Genomic DNA, 18,020 nt, shown 5'->3' with positions numbered 1-18,020 from the left:
GACGGGGGTGGCCGGCGGGGAGGTGGCCAGGTGGAGGGGCTCTACCCGCGCGACGACGCCGACGAGGTCCGGCGCGGCCTGCTGACCCTGCGCCGCGGCACCGGCCTGCCGGTCGCCTTCGGCGGGCTGGTCGCGCCGGGCGGCCCGGCCCGGATGACCATCACGGAGCTGGCCGGCACCAGCACGACGGCGCTGCGCGGCCTCGCCATCCACGCCGGCGCCGGCCTGGGCGGCAAGGCGCTGGCCCTCGGGCTGCCGCTGCGGGTCGACGACTACCCGGTGGCGCGCTCGATCAGCCACGAGTACGACGCCCCGGTGTCCGCCGAGGGGCTGCGCTCGGTGGTCGCCGTGCCCGTGGTGGTGCGCCGCGAGGTCCGCGCGGTTCTCTACGGCGCCGTGCGCCAGCGCCTGCCCCTCGGTGACCGCCTGGTGGCCGCCGCCGTCGACGCCGGCCGGGACCTGGAACGCCGCCTCGCGGACCGGGACGCCGCCCGCACGGCGCTGGCCGCCCTGCCGGCCGTGCCGTCCCGTCCGGACCCGGCCGGGCCGGAGTGGGAGCAGGTCCGGCGGGCGCACGCCGAGCTGCGCGGCCTGCTGACCCGGATCACCGACCCCGAGCTGCGCGACCGCCTCGACGCCGTGGCCGACCGGCTCGCCGGCGCGGCACGCCGGCCCGGGTCGACGGCGGCGGTGGCCCTGTCGCCCCGGGAGACCGACGTGCTGGCCTGCGTGGCCCTGGGCTGCACGAACGCGGACGTGGCCGGGCAGCTCGGGCTGCGTCCCGAGACGGTGAAGAGCTACCTGCGCTCGGCCATGCGCAAGCTCGGCGCGCACACCCGGCTGGAGGTCGTGGTGGCCGCCCGCCGCGCCGGTCTCCTCCCCTGACGCCAGGCGACGGTCTTCGTGGCCTTCGCTTCTCCGTGGTGCCGGGCCGCACACCGCCTAGGTCATCCTAGGAGGCTAGTTTCCAGGTTCCGCTGGACAGGCAACCGCCTGGTTGCTTATCCTCGGGACAGGCAACCAGGAGGTTGCCGGTCCCGAGGGGAGGACGGGTGGACGAGGTCTTCCGGGCGTTGGCCGACGCCAGCCGCCGCCGGCTCCTCGACCGCCTGAACGTCCGCAACGGACAGAGCCTGCGCGAGCTGTGCGCCGGGCTCGACATGACCCGACAGTCGGTGAGCAAGCACCTCGCGGTGCTGGAGGCGGCCGGCCTCGTCACCACCACACGGCGCGGGCGGGAGAAGCTGCACCACCTCAACGCCGCCCCGATCAACGCCGTGGCCGACCGGTGGATCGGCCGGTACGACCGGGCCCGGGCGCAGGCGCTCGCCGACCTGCAGGCAGCATTGGAGGGGCAGCCCATGGAGGGCCCGACGTTCGTCTACACCACCTACGTCCGCACCACCCCGGAACGGCTCTGGACCGCACTCACCGCGCCCGAGTTCACCCGCCGCTACTGGGGCGGCGTCACCCTGGTCTCCGACTGGCGGCCCGGCTCGCCCCTGCTCTGGCAGGACTCCCCCGACGGCGAGCCGAAGGACCTCGGGCAGCGGGTGCTGGAGGCCGAGCCCCACCGGCGGCTCGCGTACACCTGGCACGGCTTCCAACCGGAGCACGCCGCGCACTTCGGCTGGTCCGACGAGGAACTGGCCGCCCGGCTCGGCGAGCGCCGCTCGAAGGTCACCTTCGACCTCACCCCGCACGGCGAGACGGTCCGGCTGACGGTGACCCACGACGACTTCTCCCCGGACAGCGAGATGCACCGGGCGATCAGCGGCCAGCTCGACGGCAGCGGCGGCTGGCCGGAGCTGCTGGCCAGCCTCAAGAGCCTGCTGGAGACGGGCCAGCCGCTGCCGGAGCCGGTCCCCGCCGGCTGAGCAGGAGCCCGCCGGGCACTGTCCACTGTGGATGTCACGGCTGTTCCCGAGCACCGCCACCGTGCAGACGCGAGCCGCCGCCCCCGCTGACCCGCCCGCCGGTCGAGCCGGGTGCGGTGCACGCCGTCACGCAGCTCGTCGTCCCCCATCACGAGCCACACCAGGCCGCAGTCCTGGGGGCCGGTGACGTCGACCTGGCAGAGGGTGCACGGTTCGCCGGGGCGGATCGGGCAGCTCGCCGCCGGCCGGGTCGCGGTGCTCACGCTTCCAGGGTGCCGCGCCCGCCCGGGCGCCCGTCAGGGCCGTTGGTCCCCACCCGGGACCGTCCCGGAGCCGACCCGGACGGGACGGCCTCCGCCGGGTCGAACCGGACAGACAGGACGGGGACCGTCCGGACGGGACGTCCCACGCGGTGCGGCCCGTTCCGTCCCGCCCGACCGTCCGGGCTGGGCGGGCATGTCCGTCGCACCCGGGAGCGACCGGGAACAGGTGACGGCACCGAAGATTTCTCAATTACGCCTAGTGACCGCCGCAACCCTCCTAGTGTTGGCCACACCGGTGCTAGTCACGGAGTTGGCCACCCGAACGACGTCCCACGCAGACAGCGGACGAAAAGTGAGGGAAGACGCGGATGAAGGCAAAGACAGTTCTCGGATCGGCGGCGGTCGGCGTGGGCCTCGGCACACTGCTGCTCCCGGCCGCCGCCCTCGCGGACACCACCGTCTCACCGGCCACCACTCCGGTCGGCGGGACCGTCGTGCTCACCACGACGTCGTGCAACCCGAAGGCGGGTGACGCGCTCTTCCGCGTCACCGGTCCCAACCGGGACCAGAACGTCAGATCCACGACCGCCGCGGCGGGCGGCGGCCTGAGCGCCGAACTCTTCACGGCCGGGTTCACCCTCGGCACGTACACGGTCACCGCCACCTGCGGCGACGGCACCAACGGCGGCACGGCCAGCTTCACGGTCACCCCGATCGGCGGCGCCCAGGCCGGGGCCGGTGGCCGGGACGGCGACACCGGCGTGCTGGTCGCGGGCGGCGCGCTGGCGGCCGCGGCGGTCGCCGGCGGGACGTACGTGCTGGTGCGCCGCCGCCGGCGCGCGACCGCCGTCGCCTGACGGCCCGCCACACCATCCCTGAGCGGGTGCCCGCGCCGGTCGGACCGGCGCGGGCACCGCGTCCACGACGGACGGAGGTGGAACCCTGTCGTCGCAGCGCCACCCGGCGGGCCGGCCGTCGCGGACCCGCACGGCGGCCGTCGTCGCCGCGCTCACAGTGGCCGGCGCCACCGGCGCCGGGCTGGTCGCCGCCGGCCTCGGCACCACCGCCCACCCACCGCCCCAGCCGGGAGCCTCGGCCGCGCCGACCGCGGAACGCTCGGGCTCGCCCGGCCCGGTGCTCCCCCGCTCCGAGCCGGTCCGCGTCGCCATCCCCCGCATCCACGTCGACGCCGACATCGTCCCCGTCGCCACCGACGCCGGCGGCGCGCTGGAGGTGCCGCCGCTGGACCACCCCGAGATCGCCGGCTGGTACCGGCGCGGCCCCACCCCTGGCGAGGCCGGCAACGCCGTGCTGGTGGGACACGTCGACTCGCTGCGCGGCCCGGCGGTCTTCTTCGACCTCGGCCGGCTGCGCCCCGGGGACACCGTCGAGGTCACCCGGGCCGACGGCCGGGTCGCGGTGTTCACGGTGGACGGCGTCGGGGCGTACCCGAAGGAGCGCTTCCCCACCGAGCGGGTGTACGGCGGTGGCGCCGAGGCCCGGCTCCGGCTTATCACCTGCGGCGGCCGGTTCGACCCGCGCACCGGCAACTACCCGGACAACATCGTGGTCTTCGCCACCGCCGCCCGCTGACGCGGGCCGGACACCGCCGGAGCGCCGGCAGGCCGTACGGTGGGCCGTCAGTTCCTCGGCGGGTGGAGGTGCGCGGTGGACCGGTCGGCGGTACGGACCCGGCGGCGCGGGCGGCTGTTGCCCGGTCTCGTCGCCCGCCTGCTCGGGCGCGCCGAGGAGGAGGCCGGGCCGGCGCCGCGCCGGGCCAACCCGGACGCCGTGGTGGACTGCGCGGTCTACGTGGCCGGCCGCCGGGAGCCGGGCCGGCCGCACTACGCCGACGCGTACGACCGGGCCCGCCGCACCCGCCGCGCCTTCGTCTGGCTCGGCCTGCACGAGCCGGGCCCCGCCGTGATGGCCGCGGTCGGGCGGACCTTCGGGCTGGACGAGCTGGCCGTGGCGCAGGCCCTCGCCGACGGGCACCGGCCCACCGTGCAGCGGCACGGCGAGGTGACGCTGCTGGTGCTGCGCACGGCGGGCTATGTGGAGCACACCGAGCTGACCGCCACCTCCGAGGTGATCGACACCGGGGACGTGATGGTGTTCCTCGGCGACCGGTTCGCGCTCACCGTCCGGCACGGCGCGACGGGCGCGCTGACCCCGGTGCGGGAGGACGTGCAGCGCCGGCCGGGCGTGCTGGCCGAGGGGCCGTGGGCGGTGGCGTACGCGGTCTGCGCCCGGATGGTCGACCTCTACCTGGAGGTCGCCGGTCATCTGGAACGGGACCTGGAACGGGTCGAGGAGAGCGTCTTCGCCCGTGACCGGGACGCCGACATCCAGCACATCTACCAGCTCAAGCGGGAGGTGGTGGAGTTCAAGCGGGCGGTGCTGCCGTTGCAGGCGCCGATGCGCGCGCTGCTGGAGCAGCGGGGCGAGGGTCCGCCGCCGGCGCTGCACCGCTGGTTCGCCGACGTGGAGAGCCGGCTCACCAGGGCCGTGGACCGGATCGGCGCGTACGACGAGCTGTTGAACTCGATCCTCCAGTCGCGGCTGGCGCAGCTCGCCGTGGAGCAGAACAACGACATGCGCAAGATCGCGGCCTGGGCGGCCATCGCGGCCACGCAGACGGCGGTGGCCGGGGTCTACGGGATGAACTTCGCGCACATGCCCGAGCTGGGCTGGCGGTACGGCTACGCGGGCGCCCTGCTGCTCATGGCGACCGCCGCGGTCACCCTGCACCGGCTGTTCCGGCGCTCCGGCTGGCTCTGAGCGGTCAGGGACCGCCCAGGTCGGACAGTTCGGCGTCGAGCAGCTCGGCGAGGCGGTCCACCCGCCACGGGTCGGACTCGGCCGTGATGCCCCGGCTGGGCATCTCCACGGTCATGAGCAGGTAGAGGTGCAGCCGGTAGAGCCCGAGCCGGCGGCGCGCCCCGGCGTCCAGCGAGAACGGCGCGACCGCCCGGTACGCCCGCACGAGCGGGTCGTCCGGCTCGTCCTCGGCGCGCCGGAACAGCAGCGGCGACACGAGGTCCAGCAGCGGGTCGCCCCAGAGGTGGCGCTCGCCGTCGACAAGCCCGCTGAGCCGGGGCGTCCCGTCGGGGCCGTCGACCGCCAGGACGTTGCCGGCCCAGCCGTCGAAGTGCAGCAGCGCCGGGCGGCGGACCGCGTCGAGGACGTGGGCGTGCCGGTCGACCAGCTCGCGGATCCGGGCCGCCGGCACGGGCAGCGGCACGGACCAGTCCGCCGCGTCGGCGAGCAGGTCGTCCAGCATTGCCGTGTACGCGCCCCGCCACGTGGACGCGCCGGTCCGGCCGCCGTCGTAGCCGTAGCGGTCGCCGGTGACGCCGTGCAGCGTGGCGAGCGCGCGGCCGAACTCGGCCCGGACCGGACCCACCTCGGCGCCCGCCCGGGTCAGGTCCCACAGGGTGCGGCCGGGCAGCAGGCCCGTGAGCAGCCAGTCGCCGAGCACCGGGTCGTGGCCGTGGTGCAGCAGCGGCGGCACCGGCACGGCGGGCGCCCGCGCGGCGACCAGCCGCAGGTAGCGAGCCTCCGCCCCGATCATGTCGCGCTCGTAGCGCAGCAGCGGCACCTGCGGCGGCGGCCCCACCTTGAGCACCACGGCCCGCCCGTCGTCGAGGGTGACCCACCAGACGGCGGCGAATCCGCCGCCGTCCAGCGGCCCGCAGTCGGCCACCCCGGGGTGGGGGCCGAGCGACGCGGCCAGGTAGCGCCGGACCTGGTCGGGGTCGAGGCGGCGTTGCGTCGGGCTCATGTCCCGCACCACGCTAGCGGCCGGGCCGTGCGGGCGCTGTCCCGGAAACGGCCGGGCGGGGTTCCGTAGGCTGGCCCGCATGATGTGGCGGCGATATGTGGCGATCGGCGACAGCACCACCGAGGGGCTGGACGACCCGGACGAGGCGGGCGGCTACCGGGGCTGGGCCGACCGGTTCGCCCTCGCGGTGGCCCGCGCCCAGGGCGGCCTGGAGTACGCCAACCTCGCCATCCGCGGGCGCACCACCGCGCGGATCCGCGCCGAGCAGCTGCCGGTGGCGCTGGAGCTGGCCCCCGACCTGGCGACAGTGGTGGCCGGCATGAACGACGTGCTGCGCCCGTCCTTCGACGCCGACCGGGTGGTCGAGGACGTACGCGCCATGCAGCGGGCGCTTGTCGGCCAGGGCGCCACCGTGCTCACCTTCACCCTGCCCGACCCGGCGCCGGTCATGCCGCTGGCCCGCCCGCTGCGGGGCCGGGTGCTGGCGCTGAACGAGGCGGTCCGCGCGGCCACCGCCGAGACCGGTGCCACGCTGCTCGACCTCGGCGCGCATCCGGTCGCCTCCGACCCGCGGCTGTGGAGCGACGACCGGCTGCACGCCAACTCCGCCGGCCACGAGCGGATCGCCGCGGCGCTCGCCCACACCGCCGGCCTGCCCGGGTACGACGACTCGTGGTCGCTCCCCCTCCCGCCGGCCGCCCGCCGGCCCCGCCACGAGGCGGTCCGGGCCGAGCTGGCCTGGATACGGCGGCACCTGCTGCCGTGGCTGGGCCGGCACGTGCGCGGGCGTTCCTCCGGCGACGACCGGGTGGCGAAGCGGCCGGTGCCCCTGCCGGTGGACCTGCCGGCGGACTGAACAGTCCGCGCAGGCCGACCTGAGGTACCGAACCCGGCCGCAACCCGGCCGAGAGGTTGCCATGCGGTGAACGGGTGACGAGGATCACTCGGAGGATCGGTCTCCGGCCTTCATGGACGGAGACCTGGCGACAAAGGAGTCCCCCGATGCCTGATCTCCACCGGCGCACCCTGCTGCGCGGCGCCGCCGTCGCCGCCGGCGGCGCGGTCCTCGGCGGCCCGTTCATCGGGTTCGTGGCGCGTGGCGAGGCCGGCGCGGTCGGCCGGCGTCCGGCGCCCCACCCGACCCTCGGGCCCGTGCCGGACCTGCGCGACGGCAAGGTCCGCCTGCACCTGCCCGAGGGCTTCCAGTACCGCTCGTTCCACGACACCGAGTTCCCCGTGACGCTGGACGACGGCACGCGGCTGCCCGGCCGGCACGACGGCATGGGCGCCTTCCGCGGGCCGGACGGCACCGTCCGGCTGGTCCGGAACCACGAGGTGAACAACCCCGGCCCCGCCTTCGGGGACGCCGCCGCGGCGTACGACCCGATGGCGCAGGGCGGCACCACCACTGTCGAGGTCACCCGCCACGGCGAGGTCCGGCGCTCGTGGACCAGCCTGAACGGCACCATGATGAACTGCTCCGGCGGCCGGATGCCGTGGGGCAGCTGGATCACCTGCGAGGAGACGGTCAACGGGCCGGACGTCGGCCCGGACTTCACCGGCACCTCCAACGTGCCGCTCACCCAGCCGCACGGCTTCGTCTACGAGGTGCCCGCGGACGGGCGGTCGGACCGCGCGCCGATCACCGCGGCCGGCCGGTTCGCGCACGAGTCGGTGGCGTACGACCCGCGCGGCGGGCACCTGTACCTGACCGAGGACAACTTCGGCTTCCCGTCCGGCTTCTACCGGTACACGCCTCCCGTGGACCCGATGAGGTCCGGCCGGCTGGCCGACGGGGGCCGGCTCCAGATGCTCGCGGTGCGCGGCCGCCGCAACCTGAACCTGGCCGCGGCGCAGCGGCGCCACGCGACGTACCCGGTGCAGTGGGTGGACATCGACGACCCGGCGCCGCGGTTCCCGTACACCCCGGGCCAGACCGCGCCGACGACGAACGACCAGGCGCTGACGTACGTCTCGCGGCAGGGCTGGGACCGGGGCGCCGCCTACTTCTCCCGGCTGGAAGGGTCGGCGTACGACGACGGCGTCGTCTACTTCACCGCCACCCAGGGCGGTGGCCCCGCCGAGACGTCGACCGGCCCGATCGCCGACGGGTTCGGCAACGGGCACGGCCAGGTGTGGGCGTACGACTGCCGGGCGGAGGTGCTGCGGTTGGTGTACGAGTCGCCCGGGCCGGACGTGCTGGACTTCCCGGACAACGTGACCACCAGCCCGCGCGGCACGCTGGTGGTCTGCGAGGACAACGTGGACGACAACTACGTGCGCGGGCTCACCCCGCGCGGCGAGTTGTTCGACATCGCGTTGAACCGGTTGGTCAGCAGCACCGGAGCGGACCGGTCCAACGACGAGTTCGCGGGCTCCACCTTCAGCCCGGACGGGCACACCCTGTTCGTCAACATCCAGGCGAGCCGCGGGATGACGTTCGCGATCTGGGGTGACTGGTCCCGGATCGGGGTCTGAGACGCCGGCCGCGGCGGGTGGGGCGGCCCACCCGCCGCGGCACGGCCGGGCTCAGGCGCGCTCGATCGGCCGGCGGGTGCGCCCCCGCTTCAGTTCGAAGAACCCGTCGGTGCCGGAGACCAGCAGCACCCCGTCCCAGAGCCGGCCGGCGTCCTCGCCGCGCGGGATCGGCGCGACCACCGGCCCGAAGAACGCGTGGGTCCGCCCGTCGGCGCCGGTGACGTGGATGGTCGGCGTGCCGAGGTCCTCGCCGACCGGCGCCAACCCGGCCCGGTGGCTGGCCAGCAGGGCCTCGTCGTGGTCGGTGGTGTCGGCCGCGTCGGCCAGGTCGACGGAGAGACCGACCTCGCCCAGCGCCGCCGTGTACAGCTCCCGGCCGACGGGGACGCGCCCGTGGTGGATCCGCTCCCCGAGCGCGGTGTAGAGGTCGCCCAGCACCTCGGGGCCGTACTTCTGCGCGGCGGACACGCAGACCCGCACCGGGCCGAGGCCGGGCTTCAGCCATTCCCGGTACCACTCCTCCAGGTCCTCGCGGCCCTCGTTGAGCAGGGACAGGCTCATTACGTGGAAGCGGATCGGCACGTCGCGGACCCGCGCCACCTCCAGCAGCCAGCGGGAGGCGTTCCAGGCCCACGGGCAGCGCGGGTCGAACCACATGTCGGCGGTCGTCATGGTCGTCCAGGTCCTCTCGTTCTCCGTTGCCCGTCCGACGCTAGGCGGACGATCGGCCCACCAGCAGTGCCGATCCGCACGTGTTTTGTTGGGCCAATCCACCGCCGTGTTTGACCACCGGCGCGACGGGAAGACACGCGCGCCGCGCGGGCCGGCCGGCCCGACGTCGCCGGACGCACCCGTCCGGGCCGCGGCGGACCGCGAGGAGGAACGATGGCCCAGGCGGCCACCAGACCGAGCAGCGCCAGGAAAGCCACCGGGGCCCGCAAGGCCCCGATGCCGAACAAGGTCGCGGCGAAGAAGGCCGCGACCGCCACCAGGCGGGCGACGGGGGCCACCGCCGCCAAGACCCCCGGCGGGAAGCCGACACCGACCACCGCGCGGGTGGCGCGGAAGAAGGCCACCTCGGCCACCACCGCGACGCCCACCCGGAAGCCCACCGCCAAGGCGGTCGCCGCGAAGAAGGCCCCCGCCACGAAGGCCGTGGTCAAGAAGGCCCCCGCCAAGAAGGCGCCCGCCACGAAGGCCGCGGCGAAGAAGGCCCCCGCCAAGAAGGCCGTGGCCAAGAAGGCGCCCGGCACCCGGAGAACGGTGAAGAAGGCCCCGGCCACGCGGACCACGGCGAAGAAGGCGCCGGCCGCGAAGGGCACGGCCCGCGCGGCCACCGCGAAGAAGGCCGCTGCCGGCGCCAAGGCCCAGCGGGTCGCCGCGACGCGGACGCCGGCGAGGAAGGCGACGACCATGGAGTCGTTCGGCAGCCGGCGGACGGCCCGGGCGAGCGGCCGGTGAGCCGTCGGCGAGAATGACCCGGTGGCGAAACGCGGTGCCCGCCGGAGCGCGGCCGACCCGACCGACGGTCCCTGTCCCTGCGGCTCCGGCCTGCCGTACGCGGACTGCTGCGGGCCGATCCACCGGGGCGTCGCGGCGGCGGCCACCGCCGAGGCGCTGATGCGTTCCCGGTACAGCGCCTTCGCCGTGGGTGACGCCGGCTACCTGCTGCGCAGCTGGCACTCCACCACCCGCCCGCCCCGGCTGGGGCTGGACCCGGGCACCCGGTGGACCCGGCTGGAGGTCCTCGACACGGACCGGGGCGGGTTGTTCGACACCGAGGGCACCGTCGCGTTCCGCGCGCACTACCGGGAGGCCGGCCGGCCCGGCGCGGTGGCCGAGCACAGCCGGTTCGTCCGGGAGGACGGCCGCTGGGTCTACCTGGACGCCCTGTCCGGGTGACCGCCGGCCGGCGGTGATCCGCCCACCGGCCGGCGTACGCCCGTCAGGGTCCGGAGACCGCGGCCCGCGACCGCAGGCCGAGCAGGTCGACCGCCCTGCGGACCAGTTCCTCCGGCGGCGCCGCCACCTCCAGCACCACGCCCGACTCGTCCGGTCCCAGGTGCTCCAGGATCGCCCGCTGGGAGTCGAACAGGCTGGCCGGCATGTAGTGGCCGACCCGCCGGTCCAACCGGTCCCGGATCAGCTGGGCGGCCCCGTCGAGGTGCAGGAACTCCACGTCCGCCGGCCCCTGCCGCAGCATGTCCCGGTACGCGCGCTTCAACGCCGAGCAGGTCAGCACGGTGGACACCCCCTCGGCGTGCCGCTCGGCCATCCACCCGGCCAGGGCGCGCAGCCAGGGCCACCGGTCCGCGTCGGTCAGCGGAATGCCGGCCCGCATCTGGGCCACGTGCGCCTCGGTGTGGAACTCGTCGGCCTCGGCGAACCGCAGTCCGGTCAGCTCACTGATCCCCCGGGCCACCGTCGTCTTGCCCGCCCCGGACACGCCCATCACGACGACGTGCCGGGTGGGCAACCGCTCACCAGTCATGGACGGTGCCGTCCTTGAGACGGTTGAACGGCAGGTACGCGGGCTGGTACGGGAACCGGGCCGCCGCCTCGTCGTCGAGTTCCACGCCGAGGCCGGGCTGCTCGCCGGGGTGCAGGTAGCCGTCGGTGAAGGTGAACGACTGCCGGAACACCTCGTTGGTGAGCGGGCCGTGCTGCATGTACTCCTGGATGCCGAAGTTGTGGATGGCCAGGTCCAGGTGGAGCGCGGCGGCCATGCCGACCGGTGAGATGTCGGTCGGGCCGTGGATGCCGGACTTGATCTGGTACTGGGCCGCGTAGTCGAGGAGCTTGCGCATCGCGGTGATGCCGCCGGTGTGGGTGACGGCCGACCGGACGTAGTCGATGAGCTGTTCCCGGATCAGCGTCTGGTAGTCCCACACGGTGTTGAAGACCTCGCCGATGGCCAGCGGCGTCGTGGTGTGCTGGCGGACCAGCCGCAGCGCCTCCTGGTTCTCCGCCGGGGTGCAGTCCTCCAGCCAGAAAAGGTCGTACGGCTCCAGCGCCTTGCCGAGCTTCGCGGCCTGGATCGGGGTCATCCGGTGGTGGCCGTCGTGCAGCAGCGGCAGCTCGGGGCCGAACTCGTTGCGTACCGCCTCGAACACCGCGGGCAGGTGGCGCAGGTAGGCGCGGGTGTCCCAGTCCTCCTCGGCGGGCAGCGGGATGCGCTGGGCGGGCTCGTAGTCGTAGCGCTTGCCGTCGATGCTGGGCTGGGCGGCGACACCGTACACGGCGTTGATGCCGGGCACCGCGGTCTGCACCCGGATCGACCGGTAGCCCAGCTCCAGGTGCGCGCGGATGGAGTCGAACAGCTCGGGCAGGTCCCGGCCGGACGCGTGCCCGTACGCCATGATCCCGGTGCGGGACGCGCCGCCGAGGAGCTGGTAGAGCGGCATTCCGGCGGCCTTGGCCTTGATGTCCCAGAGCGCGACGTCGACGGCGGCGATGGCGGCCATGGTGACCGGTCCCCGCCGCCAGTAGGCCGACCGGTACAGGAACTGCCAGGTGTCCTCGATGCGGTGCGGGTCACGCCCGATCAGCAGGGGGACGACGTGGTCGGCCAGGTAGGACGCGACGGCCAGCTCGCGGCCGTTGAGGGTGCCGTCGCCCAGCCCGGTGACGCCCTCGTCGGTGGTGATCCGGAGGGTGACGAAGTTGCGGTCGGGGCTGGAGACGATCACGTCCGCTGCGACGATCTTCACGCGGGTGCCTTTCTCGGGGTGGGTCGGCTCTCGGGGTGGGTCAGCGAAGGGTGTCGCCGGGTTGCCGGGAGTCCAGGAGAGACAGCTCGTCCCGGCGCGGCAGCGTCTCCCAGTCGCCGTGTCCGGCGACGGCGAAGGCGCCGAGGGTGACCGCGCGGCGCAGCCGTCCGGCCAGGTCGAGCCCGTCGAGGTGACCGGAGAGGTAGCCGGCCGTGAAGGCGTCCCCCGCGCCGACGGTGTCGACCGCCGTCACGGGCAGCGCCGCCGCGTCCCGGCGGCCGTCGGCGGTGTACGCGCGGGCGCCGTCACCGCCGAGCTTCACCAGCACTGTCGACACGCCCCGGGCCAGCAGCCCGGCGACGAGGGTCTCCTCGTCGGCGCCGGGCGCGCCGACCAGGTCCAGCTCGTCGGACGAGGCGACCACCACCGAGGCGTGCCCGGCGAGCGGGGTGAGCACGGCCCGCGCGTCGTCCCGGGACCACAGTTTCGCCCGGTGGTTGACGTCCAGGCAGACCAGCGTCCCGGCCCGGGCGGCCGTCTCGGCCGCCCAGGCGGCGGCCTCCCGGGCGCGGCCCGAGAGCGCCGGGGTGATCCCGGTCAGGTGCAGCACCCGGGCGCCGGCCCCCAGGGCGGGCCGCAGGTCGTCGACGCCGAGCGCCGACCCGGCCGAGCCGGCCCGCTGGTAGAGCACCCGGGTCAGGTCGGCGGTGCGCCGCTCCAGGAACATGAGCCCGGCGGGCCGCTCGGCGTCGCGGACCACGTGTCTCACGTCGACGCCCTCGGCGCGCAACTGGCGCAGCAGGAAGGTGCCCAGCTCGTCGTCGCTGACCCGGCCGGCGAAGGCCGTCCGGTGGCCGAGCCGGGCCAGCCCGATCGCCACGTTGGCCTCCGCCCCGGCCAGGTGCGGGGTGAGCGCGCCGCCGGCCGTCAGCGGCCCGGTCGAGCGCAGCGAGACCAGCGCCTCACCGAAGGTGAGCAGGTCGAGGCCGCTCATGCGGCGGCTCCGCGGTAGGCGTGCGGTCCCGTCCTCATGCGACGGCGGCCAGGTAGGCGCGGGCCCGCTCGCGGAGGGCGTCCAGGTCGCCACCGGAGGCGGCGTCGCCGACCAGCGGGCCGCCGACGCCGACGGCGACCGCCCCGGCCGCGAGGTAGCCGGGCAGCTCGGCCAGCCCCACCCCGCCGACCGCGACGAACGGGATGTCCGGGAAGGGGTCGCGCAGCGCCTTCAGGTACGCCGGGCCGCCCAGGGAGGCCGGGAAGAGCTTCACGGCGGCGGCTCCCGCCCGGACGGCCGCGTACGCCTCGGTCGGGGTCAGCGCGCCCGCGGCCACCGGCAGCCCGCGGCGGGCCGCCTCGCCGATGGAGTCGACGACGGCCGGGGTGACGACGAACTGCGCGCCGGCCGCGGCCACGTCGGCGACGGCGGCCGTGGTGAGCACGGTGCCCGCGCCGACCAGGGAGCCGGGCGGGGCGGCGGCCCGGATCGCGGCGATGGCGTCGAGCGCGCCGGGCGTGGTCAGGGCCACCTCGACAACGCGGACGCCCTCGGCGAGCAGGGTGGTGCCGGCGGCGATGGCGGCGGCCGGGTCGGTGCCGCGGATGACCGCCAGCAGGCGGGTGGCGGCGAGTTCGGCGGTGAGGTCGAGGGTCATGGTCACCATTCCGCGTAGGAGCCGTCCCGGTGCCGCCACATGGGGCTGCGCCAGGCGTGGCCGCGCTTGTCGGCGGCGCGCACCGCCGCCTCGTCGATCTCGATGCCCAGGCCGGGCGCCGTGAGCCGCTCGACGTACCCGTCCACGAAGGTCAGCGGCGTCTTGTCGAGGCAGTAGTCGAGCACCTCGGCGCCGAGGTTGTAGTGGATGCCGATGCTCTGCTCCTGGATCAGGTAGTTCGGCGTGGCGAAGCCGACCTGGAGGCAGGCCGCCAGGGCGATCGGGCCGAGCGGGCAGTGCGGGGCGAGCTGGACGTCGTACACCTCGGCCAGCGCGGCGATCTTGCTGACCTCGGTGATGCCGCCGGCGTGCGAGAGGTCCGGCTGCGCGACCGCGATGCCGGCCTGGAGGACGGGCAGGAACTCCTGCCGGCTGTAGAGCCGCTCCCCCGTGGACACCGGCGTGGTGGTGGAGCGGACGAACTCGCCGATCAGGTGCGAGTTCTCCGGCACCACCGGCTCCTCCAAGAAGAACGGCCGGTACGGCTCCAGCAGCGGGGCGACCCGGCGGGCGCTGGCCAGGCTGAACCGCCCGTGGAAGTCGACAGCGACGTCCCGGTGCTCGCCGAGCACCTCCCGGGCGGCGGCCACCCGCTGCACCACCCCGTCGAGCTCGGCCACCGAGGCCACCGCGCTCATCCGGCCGGAGGCGTTCATCTTGACCGCGGTGAGGCCGGTCTCGACGGCGGCGCTGATCTGGTCGCGGACCTCGCCCGGCTCGTCGCCGCCGACCCAGCCGTAGACCCGGATCCGGTCCCGGACCGGGCCGCCGAGCAGCTGGTGCACGGGCGCGCCCCAGTGCTTGCCGGCGATGTCCCAGAGCGCCTGGTCGAGGCCGGCCACGGCGCTGGCCAGGACCGGCCCGCCCCGGTAGAACGACCCCTTGGTGAGCACCTGCCAGTGGTCCTCGATGCGCAGCGCGTCCCGGCCGACCAGCAGTTCGGCGAGCTGGTCGACGGCGGCGCGGACGGTCTCCGAGCGGCCCTCGCAGGTGGCCTCGCCCCAGCCGACGATGCCGGATTCGGTCTCCACCCGGACGAAGAGCCAGCGGGGCGCGACCAGGAACGTCTCGATGCGCGCGATGGTGGTCACGGTGCTCAGCCCTTCGTCGCGCCGGCGGTCAGGCCGGAGACCACGTACTTCTGCACGAACAGGGCGATCACCATGATCGGCAGCGTCACCACGGTGGCCGCGGCCATGAGGCCGCCCCAGTCGATGCTGGCGTACCCGACGAAGTCGAAGATCGCCACCGGGAGGGTCTTGGTGTCCGCGCCGGAGAGCACCAGGGCGAACATGAAGTTGTTCCAGGAGAAGATGAAGGACAGGATGCCCGCGGTGGCGATGCCCGGCACGGACAGCGGCAGGGTGATCCGGCGGAACGCGCCGATGTGCGTCAGCCCGTCGACGAGCGCCGCCTCCTCCAGTTCCTCGGGCAGGCCGTCGAAGAAGCCCATCATGATGTAGACGATCAACGGCAGCGAGACGAACATGTGGCTGAGGATCAGCACGGTGAAGCCGCCGACCAGCTGCAGGTTCGAGAAGACGTAGTACCAGGGCACCAGCAGCGAGACGCCGGGGATGACCCGCGCCATCAGCACCACGAGGGCCGACTTCTTCATGTTGAACCGGCTCATCGAGTACGCGGCCGGCACACCGAGGATCAGCGACAGCACGGTGGCGGCGAACGCCACCCACAGGCTGTTGCCGATGAACTGGACGTAGTGCGACTGCTTCAGCACCGTCGCGTAGTTGTCCAGGGTGGGCGAGAAGACCAGCGCCTTGCCGGTGTCGTAGATGTCGACGTTTGTCTTGAACGACGCGGCGATCATCCAGAGCAGCGGCGTGACCAGCGACAGCACCACGACCACGAGGGCCACCACCCGGAACACCCGGTACGCGGGACCGGCCTTCATCGCTTGGCCTCCTTGCGCCGGGCGGTCAGTGCCCACATCGACCCGATGATGATCAGGAAGAAGAGGATGAGGACGGTGGACGAGACGCCGTACTCGTTGTAGTCGAAGCTCAGCCCGTAGGCGTACACGTTGAGGGTCTCCACCTCGTGGAAGGAACCGCCGCCCTTGCCCTTGGTGGCGTAGAGGATGTCGAAGGTCTTCAGCGCGTCGATGCCGCGCAGCAGGATCGCGACGATCACCGTGGGCATGAGCAGCGGCAGGGTGACGTGCCGGAACCGCTGCCAGCTGCTGGCGCCGTCGATCCGGGCCGCCTCCTGGGGTTCCTCGGACAGCGAGGTCAGGCCGGCGAGCAGGATCAGCACCACCATGGGCGTCCACTGCCACACGTCGATGAAGATGGTGGTGGGCAGTGCGGAGTGCTGGCCGGCGAGCCAGGGCTGCGGGCCGATGCCGACCCAGCCGAGCACCTGGTTGGCCAGGCCGATGTTCGGGTCGAAGATGAGCCGCCACATCATGCCGACCGCGACCGGGGTGGCGACCAGTGGCATGAGGATGGCGACCCGGACCCACTTCTGGCCCTTGAACGGCCGCCACAGCAGCAGCGCGATGGCCATGCCGAGCACCACCTCGAACAGCAGCGCGACGAGGGTGAAGCCGGCGGTCCGGCCGACCGCCGGCCAGAACCGGTCGGTGTCGGACAGCACGTCGAGGTAGTTCTGGAAGCCCACGAACTCGCTCTCGGCGCGGACGGACCCCTCGGCGTCGGTGAGGCTGAGCCAGGCGGTCCAGCCCAGCGGGATCACGATCAGGGCGGCGACGAAGGCCATCGCGGGCGCGGCGAACAGCCACTTGCGGTGGTCGTTGGCCCAGCGGGCCCAGCCGGGCGTGTCGGGCATGACGCCGGCGCCGCCGGGCGCGCGGCGGAGGGTGGTGACGGTTGCCATGGGATCTCCGGGGTGGGCGGACCGACAGGGGTACGCGGGTGGTGGGGCGAGCCGCCCCACCACCCGCGCGCGTGCTACTTGGCCTCGTCGTCCAGGAACTTCTGGAAGGCCTCGTTGGCGGTGTCGGCCGCGGCCGCCGGGTCCTTGCCGGTGATCGCGTCGACGATCGGCTGGCCGACGAGCTCACGGGCCTGGCCGACCTTCACGACCACGGGCCGGTCGTGGGCGACGCCGCCCTGCGTGCTGGCGTTGATGGCCTCGACCAGGTCCTTCGGGTAGTTCGCGGTGCCCTCCGGGTTGGCCCAGACCGAGGTACGGGCGCTCGGCACACCGGCCTTCTGCTGGGCGAGGGTCTGCTCCTTGCCGGTGGCCCACTCGACGAACTTCCAGGCGTTGCTCTTGTTCTTCGAGGCGTCGTTGACGCCCAGCGCCCACGACGGGATGTTGTACGGCTTGGAGCCGGCCGGGCCGGCCGGGAACGGCGCGAAGCCGACGGTGTCGGACACCTTGGACTTGGCCGGGTCGGTGGCGTTCTTGTAGAGCGAGTTGGCCTCGGTGTAGAAGGCGGCCTTGCCCTGGGTGAAGATGGCCATCGCCTCGGGCCAGCTCATGTCGGTGCTGACGTTGGCCGGGCCGGAGTCCTTGATGAGCCCGCCGTAGAAGGCGTACGCCTGCTTGGCGGCGTCGCTGTTGACGGTCGCCTTGCCGCTGCCGTCGACGAAGTCACCGCCGAAGCTGTAGAGGAAGCTGGAGAACTGGGTGACCGCAGGCGACTTGCCGGTGCGGGCCACGAAGCCCGCGGTGCCGGGGAGGCTCGCCTTGATCTTCGCGGCGGCGGTCTTCAGCTCGTCCAGGGTCTTCGGCGGGGCGCTCAGGCCGGCCTTGGCCAGCAGGTCCTTGCGGTAGTAGAGGACCTCCTGCTCGGTGATGATGGGGACGCCCACCGGCTTGCCCTCGTACGTGGTGGCCTGGACCGGGCCGGACTGGAAGTCGGAGTAGTCCCAGTCCTTGCTGGACTTGACGTGGTCGGAGAGGTCCGCCAGGTACTTGTTCTTGGCGAAGAGCTTCCCCTCCTGGAGGGGCCGGTACATCATGACGTCCAGGTCGGACGAGCCGGCGTTGAGCTTCACGTTGTACTGGTCGGAGAGCTGGTCCTCGCCGAGCTGGGTGATCTCGACCTTGAGCCCGGTCTGCTTCTCGAACTCGGGCAGGGCCGCCTTGATGTTCTCGGTCCAGACGTGGTTCGCCAGGGTCACGCGCACCGTCTTGGACGCGCCGCTGTCGTCGCCACCGCCGCCGCAGGCGGCCAGGCCCATGGCTGCGACCACGGCCAGAGACGT

The 18,020-nt window shown here is 74.0% G+C and carries 19 protein-coding genes and 1 pseudogene; 9 read left to right on the top strand and 11 right to left on the bottom strand.

The genetic code is table 11. The features are described from left to right. Positions 1-30: 30 nt before the first annotated feature. Complete coding sequence (locus GA0070603_RS02875) at positions 31-885, top strand: helix-turn-helix transcriptional regulator (protein ID WP_208862789.1); 855 nt, start codon at positions 31-33, stop codon at positions 883-885. Between the two features lie 167 nt (positions 886-1,052). Continuing rightward, complete coding sequence (locus tag GA0070603_RS02870) at positions 1,053-1,877, top strand: ArsR/SmtB family transcription factor (RefSeq protein WP_091306625.1); 825 nt, start codon at positions 1,053-1,055, stop codon at positions 1,875-1,877. Positions 1,878-1,981: 104 nt separating this feature from the next. Here GA0070603_RS02870 and GA0070603_RS32535 read toward each other — a convergent pair. After that, positions 1,982-2,140: pseudogene (locus tag GA0070603_RS32535) on the bottom strand (DUF6767 domain-containing protein); the annotation flags it as partial. 368 nt (positions 2,141-2,508) lie between these two features. On the opposite strand from GA0070603_RS32535, the gene GA0070603_RS02865 reads away from it, so the two are divergent. The 3 genes from GA0070603_RS02865 to GA0070603_RS02855 all read left to right on the top strand — a co-directional run bounded on the left by GA0070603_RS02865 (position 2,509) and on the right by GA0070603_RS02855 (position 4,921). Further along, positions 2,509-2,997 (top strand): hypothetical protein, encoded by a 489-nt coding sequence (locus GA0070603_RS02865; protein WP_091306622.1) that lies wholly within the window; start codon positions 2,509-2,511, stop codon positions 2,995-2,997. Between the two features lie 85 nt (positions 2,998-3,082). Then, the gene (locus tag GA0070603_RS02860; RefSeq protein WP_091306619.1) at positions 3,083-3,733 is read left to right on the top strand and encodes a class F sortase; all 651 of its coding nucleotides are present in this window, start codon (positions 3,083-3,085) and stop codon (positions 3,731-3,733) included. A gap of 75 nt (positions 3,734-3,808) precedes the next feature. Beyond that, positions 3,809-4,921: a magnesium and cobalt transport protein CorA gene (locus GA0070603_RS02855; RefSeq protein ID WP_091306616.1), complete on the top strand. Its 1,113-nt coding sequence runs from the start codon at positions 3,809-3,811 to the stop codon at positions 4,919-4,921. A gap of 4 nt (positions 4,922-4,925) precedes the next feature. On the opposite strand, the gene GA0070603_RS02850 is transcribed toward GA0070603_RS02855, so the two are convergent. Next, the gene (locus tag GA0070603_RS02850; protein ID WP_091306613.1) at positions 4,926-5,924 is read right to left on the bottom strand and encodes a phosphotransferase family protein; all 999 of its coding nucleotides are present in this window, start codon (positions 5,922-5,924) and stop codon (positions 4,926-4,928) included. A gap of 79 nt (positions 5,925-6,003) precedes the next feature. Between GA0070603_RS02850 and GA0070603_RS02845 the strand changes: the two genes are divergently transcribed. Together GA0070603_RS02845 and GA0070603_RS02840 are read left to right on the top strand one after the other, a co-directional pair. Then, complete coding sequence (locus GA0070603_RS02845; protein ID WP_091306611.1) at positions 6,004-6,780, top strand: SGNH/GDSL hydrolase family protein; 777 nt, start codon at positions 6,004-6,006, stop codon at positions 6,778-6,780. 146 nt (positions 6,781-6,926) lie between these two features. Beyond that, positions 6,927-8,402 carry a PhoX family protein gene (locus GA0070603_RS02840; RefSeq protein WP_091306608.1) on the top strand — a complete coding sequence of 492 codons (1,476 nt, stop codon included), beginning with the start codon at positions 6,927-6,929 and terminating at the stop codon, positions 8,400-8,402. A 51-nt stretch (positions 8,403-8,453) separates the two neighbouring features. On the opposite strand, the gene GA0070603_RS02835 is transcribed toward GA0070603_RS02840, so the two are convergent. After that, positions 8,454-9,074: a DsbA family protein gene (locus tag GA0070603_RS02835; protein WP_091321446.1), complete on the bottom strand. Its 621-nt coding sequence runs from the start codon at positions 9,072-9,074 to the stop codon at positions 8,454-8,456. Positions 9,075-9,287: 213 nt separating this feature from the next. Between GA0070603_RS02835 and GA0070603_RS31050 the strand changes: the two genes are divergently transcribed. Both GA0070603_RS31050 and GA0070603_RS02825 read left to right on the top strand, forming a co-directional pair. Next, positions 9,288-9,863 carry a histone H1 gene (locus tag GA0070603_RS31050; protein WP_139131790.1) on the top strand — a complete coding sequence of 192 codons (576 nt, stop codon included), beginning with the start codon at positions 9,288-9,290 and terminating at the stop codon, positions 9,861-9,863. Positions 9,864-9,884: 21 nt separating this feature from the next. Continuing rightward, positions 9,885-10,304 (top strand): YchJ family protein, encoded by a 420-nt coding sequence (locus GA0070603_RS02825; protein WP_091306601.1) that lies wholly within the window; start codon positions 9,885-9,887, stop codon positions 10,302-10,304. A 43-nt stretch (positions 10,305-10,347) separates the two neighbouring features. Here GA0070603_RS02825 and GA0070603_RS02820 read toward each other — a convergent pair whose 3' ends face one another. From GA0070603_RS02820 to GA0070603_RS02785, 8 genes are all read right to left on the bottom strand, one after another. Next, positions 10,348-10,893, bottom strand: coding sequence for a gluconokinase (locus tag GA0070603_RS02820; RefSeq protein WP_091306597.1), 546 nt, complete (start codon positions 10,891-10,893; stop codon positions 10,348-10,350). Beyond that, a complete protein-coding gene (manD, locus tag GA0070603_RS02815; protein ID WP_091306594.1) occupies positions 10,883-12,112 on the bottom strand; it encodes a D-mannonate dehydratase ManD in 1,230 nt (409 codons plus the stop codon). The genes GA0070603_RS02820 and manD overlap by 11 nt, the downstream gene beginning before the upstream one ends. Before the next feature lie 40 nt (positions 12,113-12,152). Continuing rightward, on the bottom strand, positions 12,153-13,106 hold the full coding sequence (locus tag GA0070603_RS02810) for a sugar kinase (protein ID WP_091306591.1): 954 nt from the start codon (positions 13,104-13,106) through the stop codon (positions 12,153-12,155). Between the two features lie 34 nt (positions 13,107-13,140). Then, on the bottom strand, positions 13,141-13,764 hold the full coding sequence (locus tag GA0070603_RS02805) for a bifunctional 4-hydroxy-2-oxoglutarate aldolase/2-dehydro-3-deoxy-phosphogluconate aldolase (protein ID WP_244282368.1): 624 nt from the start codon (positions 13,762-13,764) through the stop codon (positions 13,141-13,143). A 2-nt stretch (positions 13,765-13,766) separates the two neighbouring features. Continuing rightward, positions 13,767-14,915 (bottom strand): galactonate dehydratase, encoded by a 1,149-nt coding sequence (dgoD, locus tag GA0070603_RS02800; RefSeq protein ID WP_091306585.1) that lies wholly within the window; start codon positions 14,913-14,915, stop codon positions 13,767-13,769. Between the two features lie 5 nt (positions 14,916-14,920). Next, the gene (locus GA0070603_RS02795; RefSeq protein ID WP_091306581.1) at positions 14,921-15,736 is read right to left on the bottom strand and encodes a carbohydrate ABC transporter permease; all 816 of its coding nucleotides are present in this window, start codon (positions 15,734-15,736) and stop codon (positions 14,921-14,923) included. Then, on the bottom strand, positions 15,733-16,680 hold the full coding sequence (locus GA0070603_RS02790; protein ID WP_244282367.1) for a carbohydrate ABC transporter permease: 948 nt from the start codon (positions 16,678-16,680) through the stop codon (positions 15,733-15,735). Before GA0070603_RS02790 ends, GA0070603_RS02795 begins: the two co-directional genes overlap by 4 nt. A gap of 74 nt (positions 16,681-16,754) precedes the next feature. Further along, the gene (locus GA0070603_RS02785) at positions 16,755-18,008 is read right to left on the bottom strand and encodes an ABC transporter substrate-binding protein (RefSeq protein WP_208862788.1); all 1,254 of its coding nucleotides are present in this window, start codon (positions 18,006-18,008) and stop codon (positions 16,755-16,757) included. Positions 18,009-18,020 lie beyond the last annotated feature (12 nt).

The sequence above is a fragment of the Micromonospora chersina genome (assembly GCF_900091475.1).
Classification (GTDB): domain Bacteria; phylum Actinomycetota; class Actinomycetes; order Mycobacteriales; family Micromonosporaceae; genus Micromonospora; species Micromonospora chersina.
Note: the sequence above shows the minus strand (reverse complement) of the source record. Positions and strands in the feature narration are given on the sequence as shown.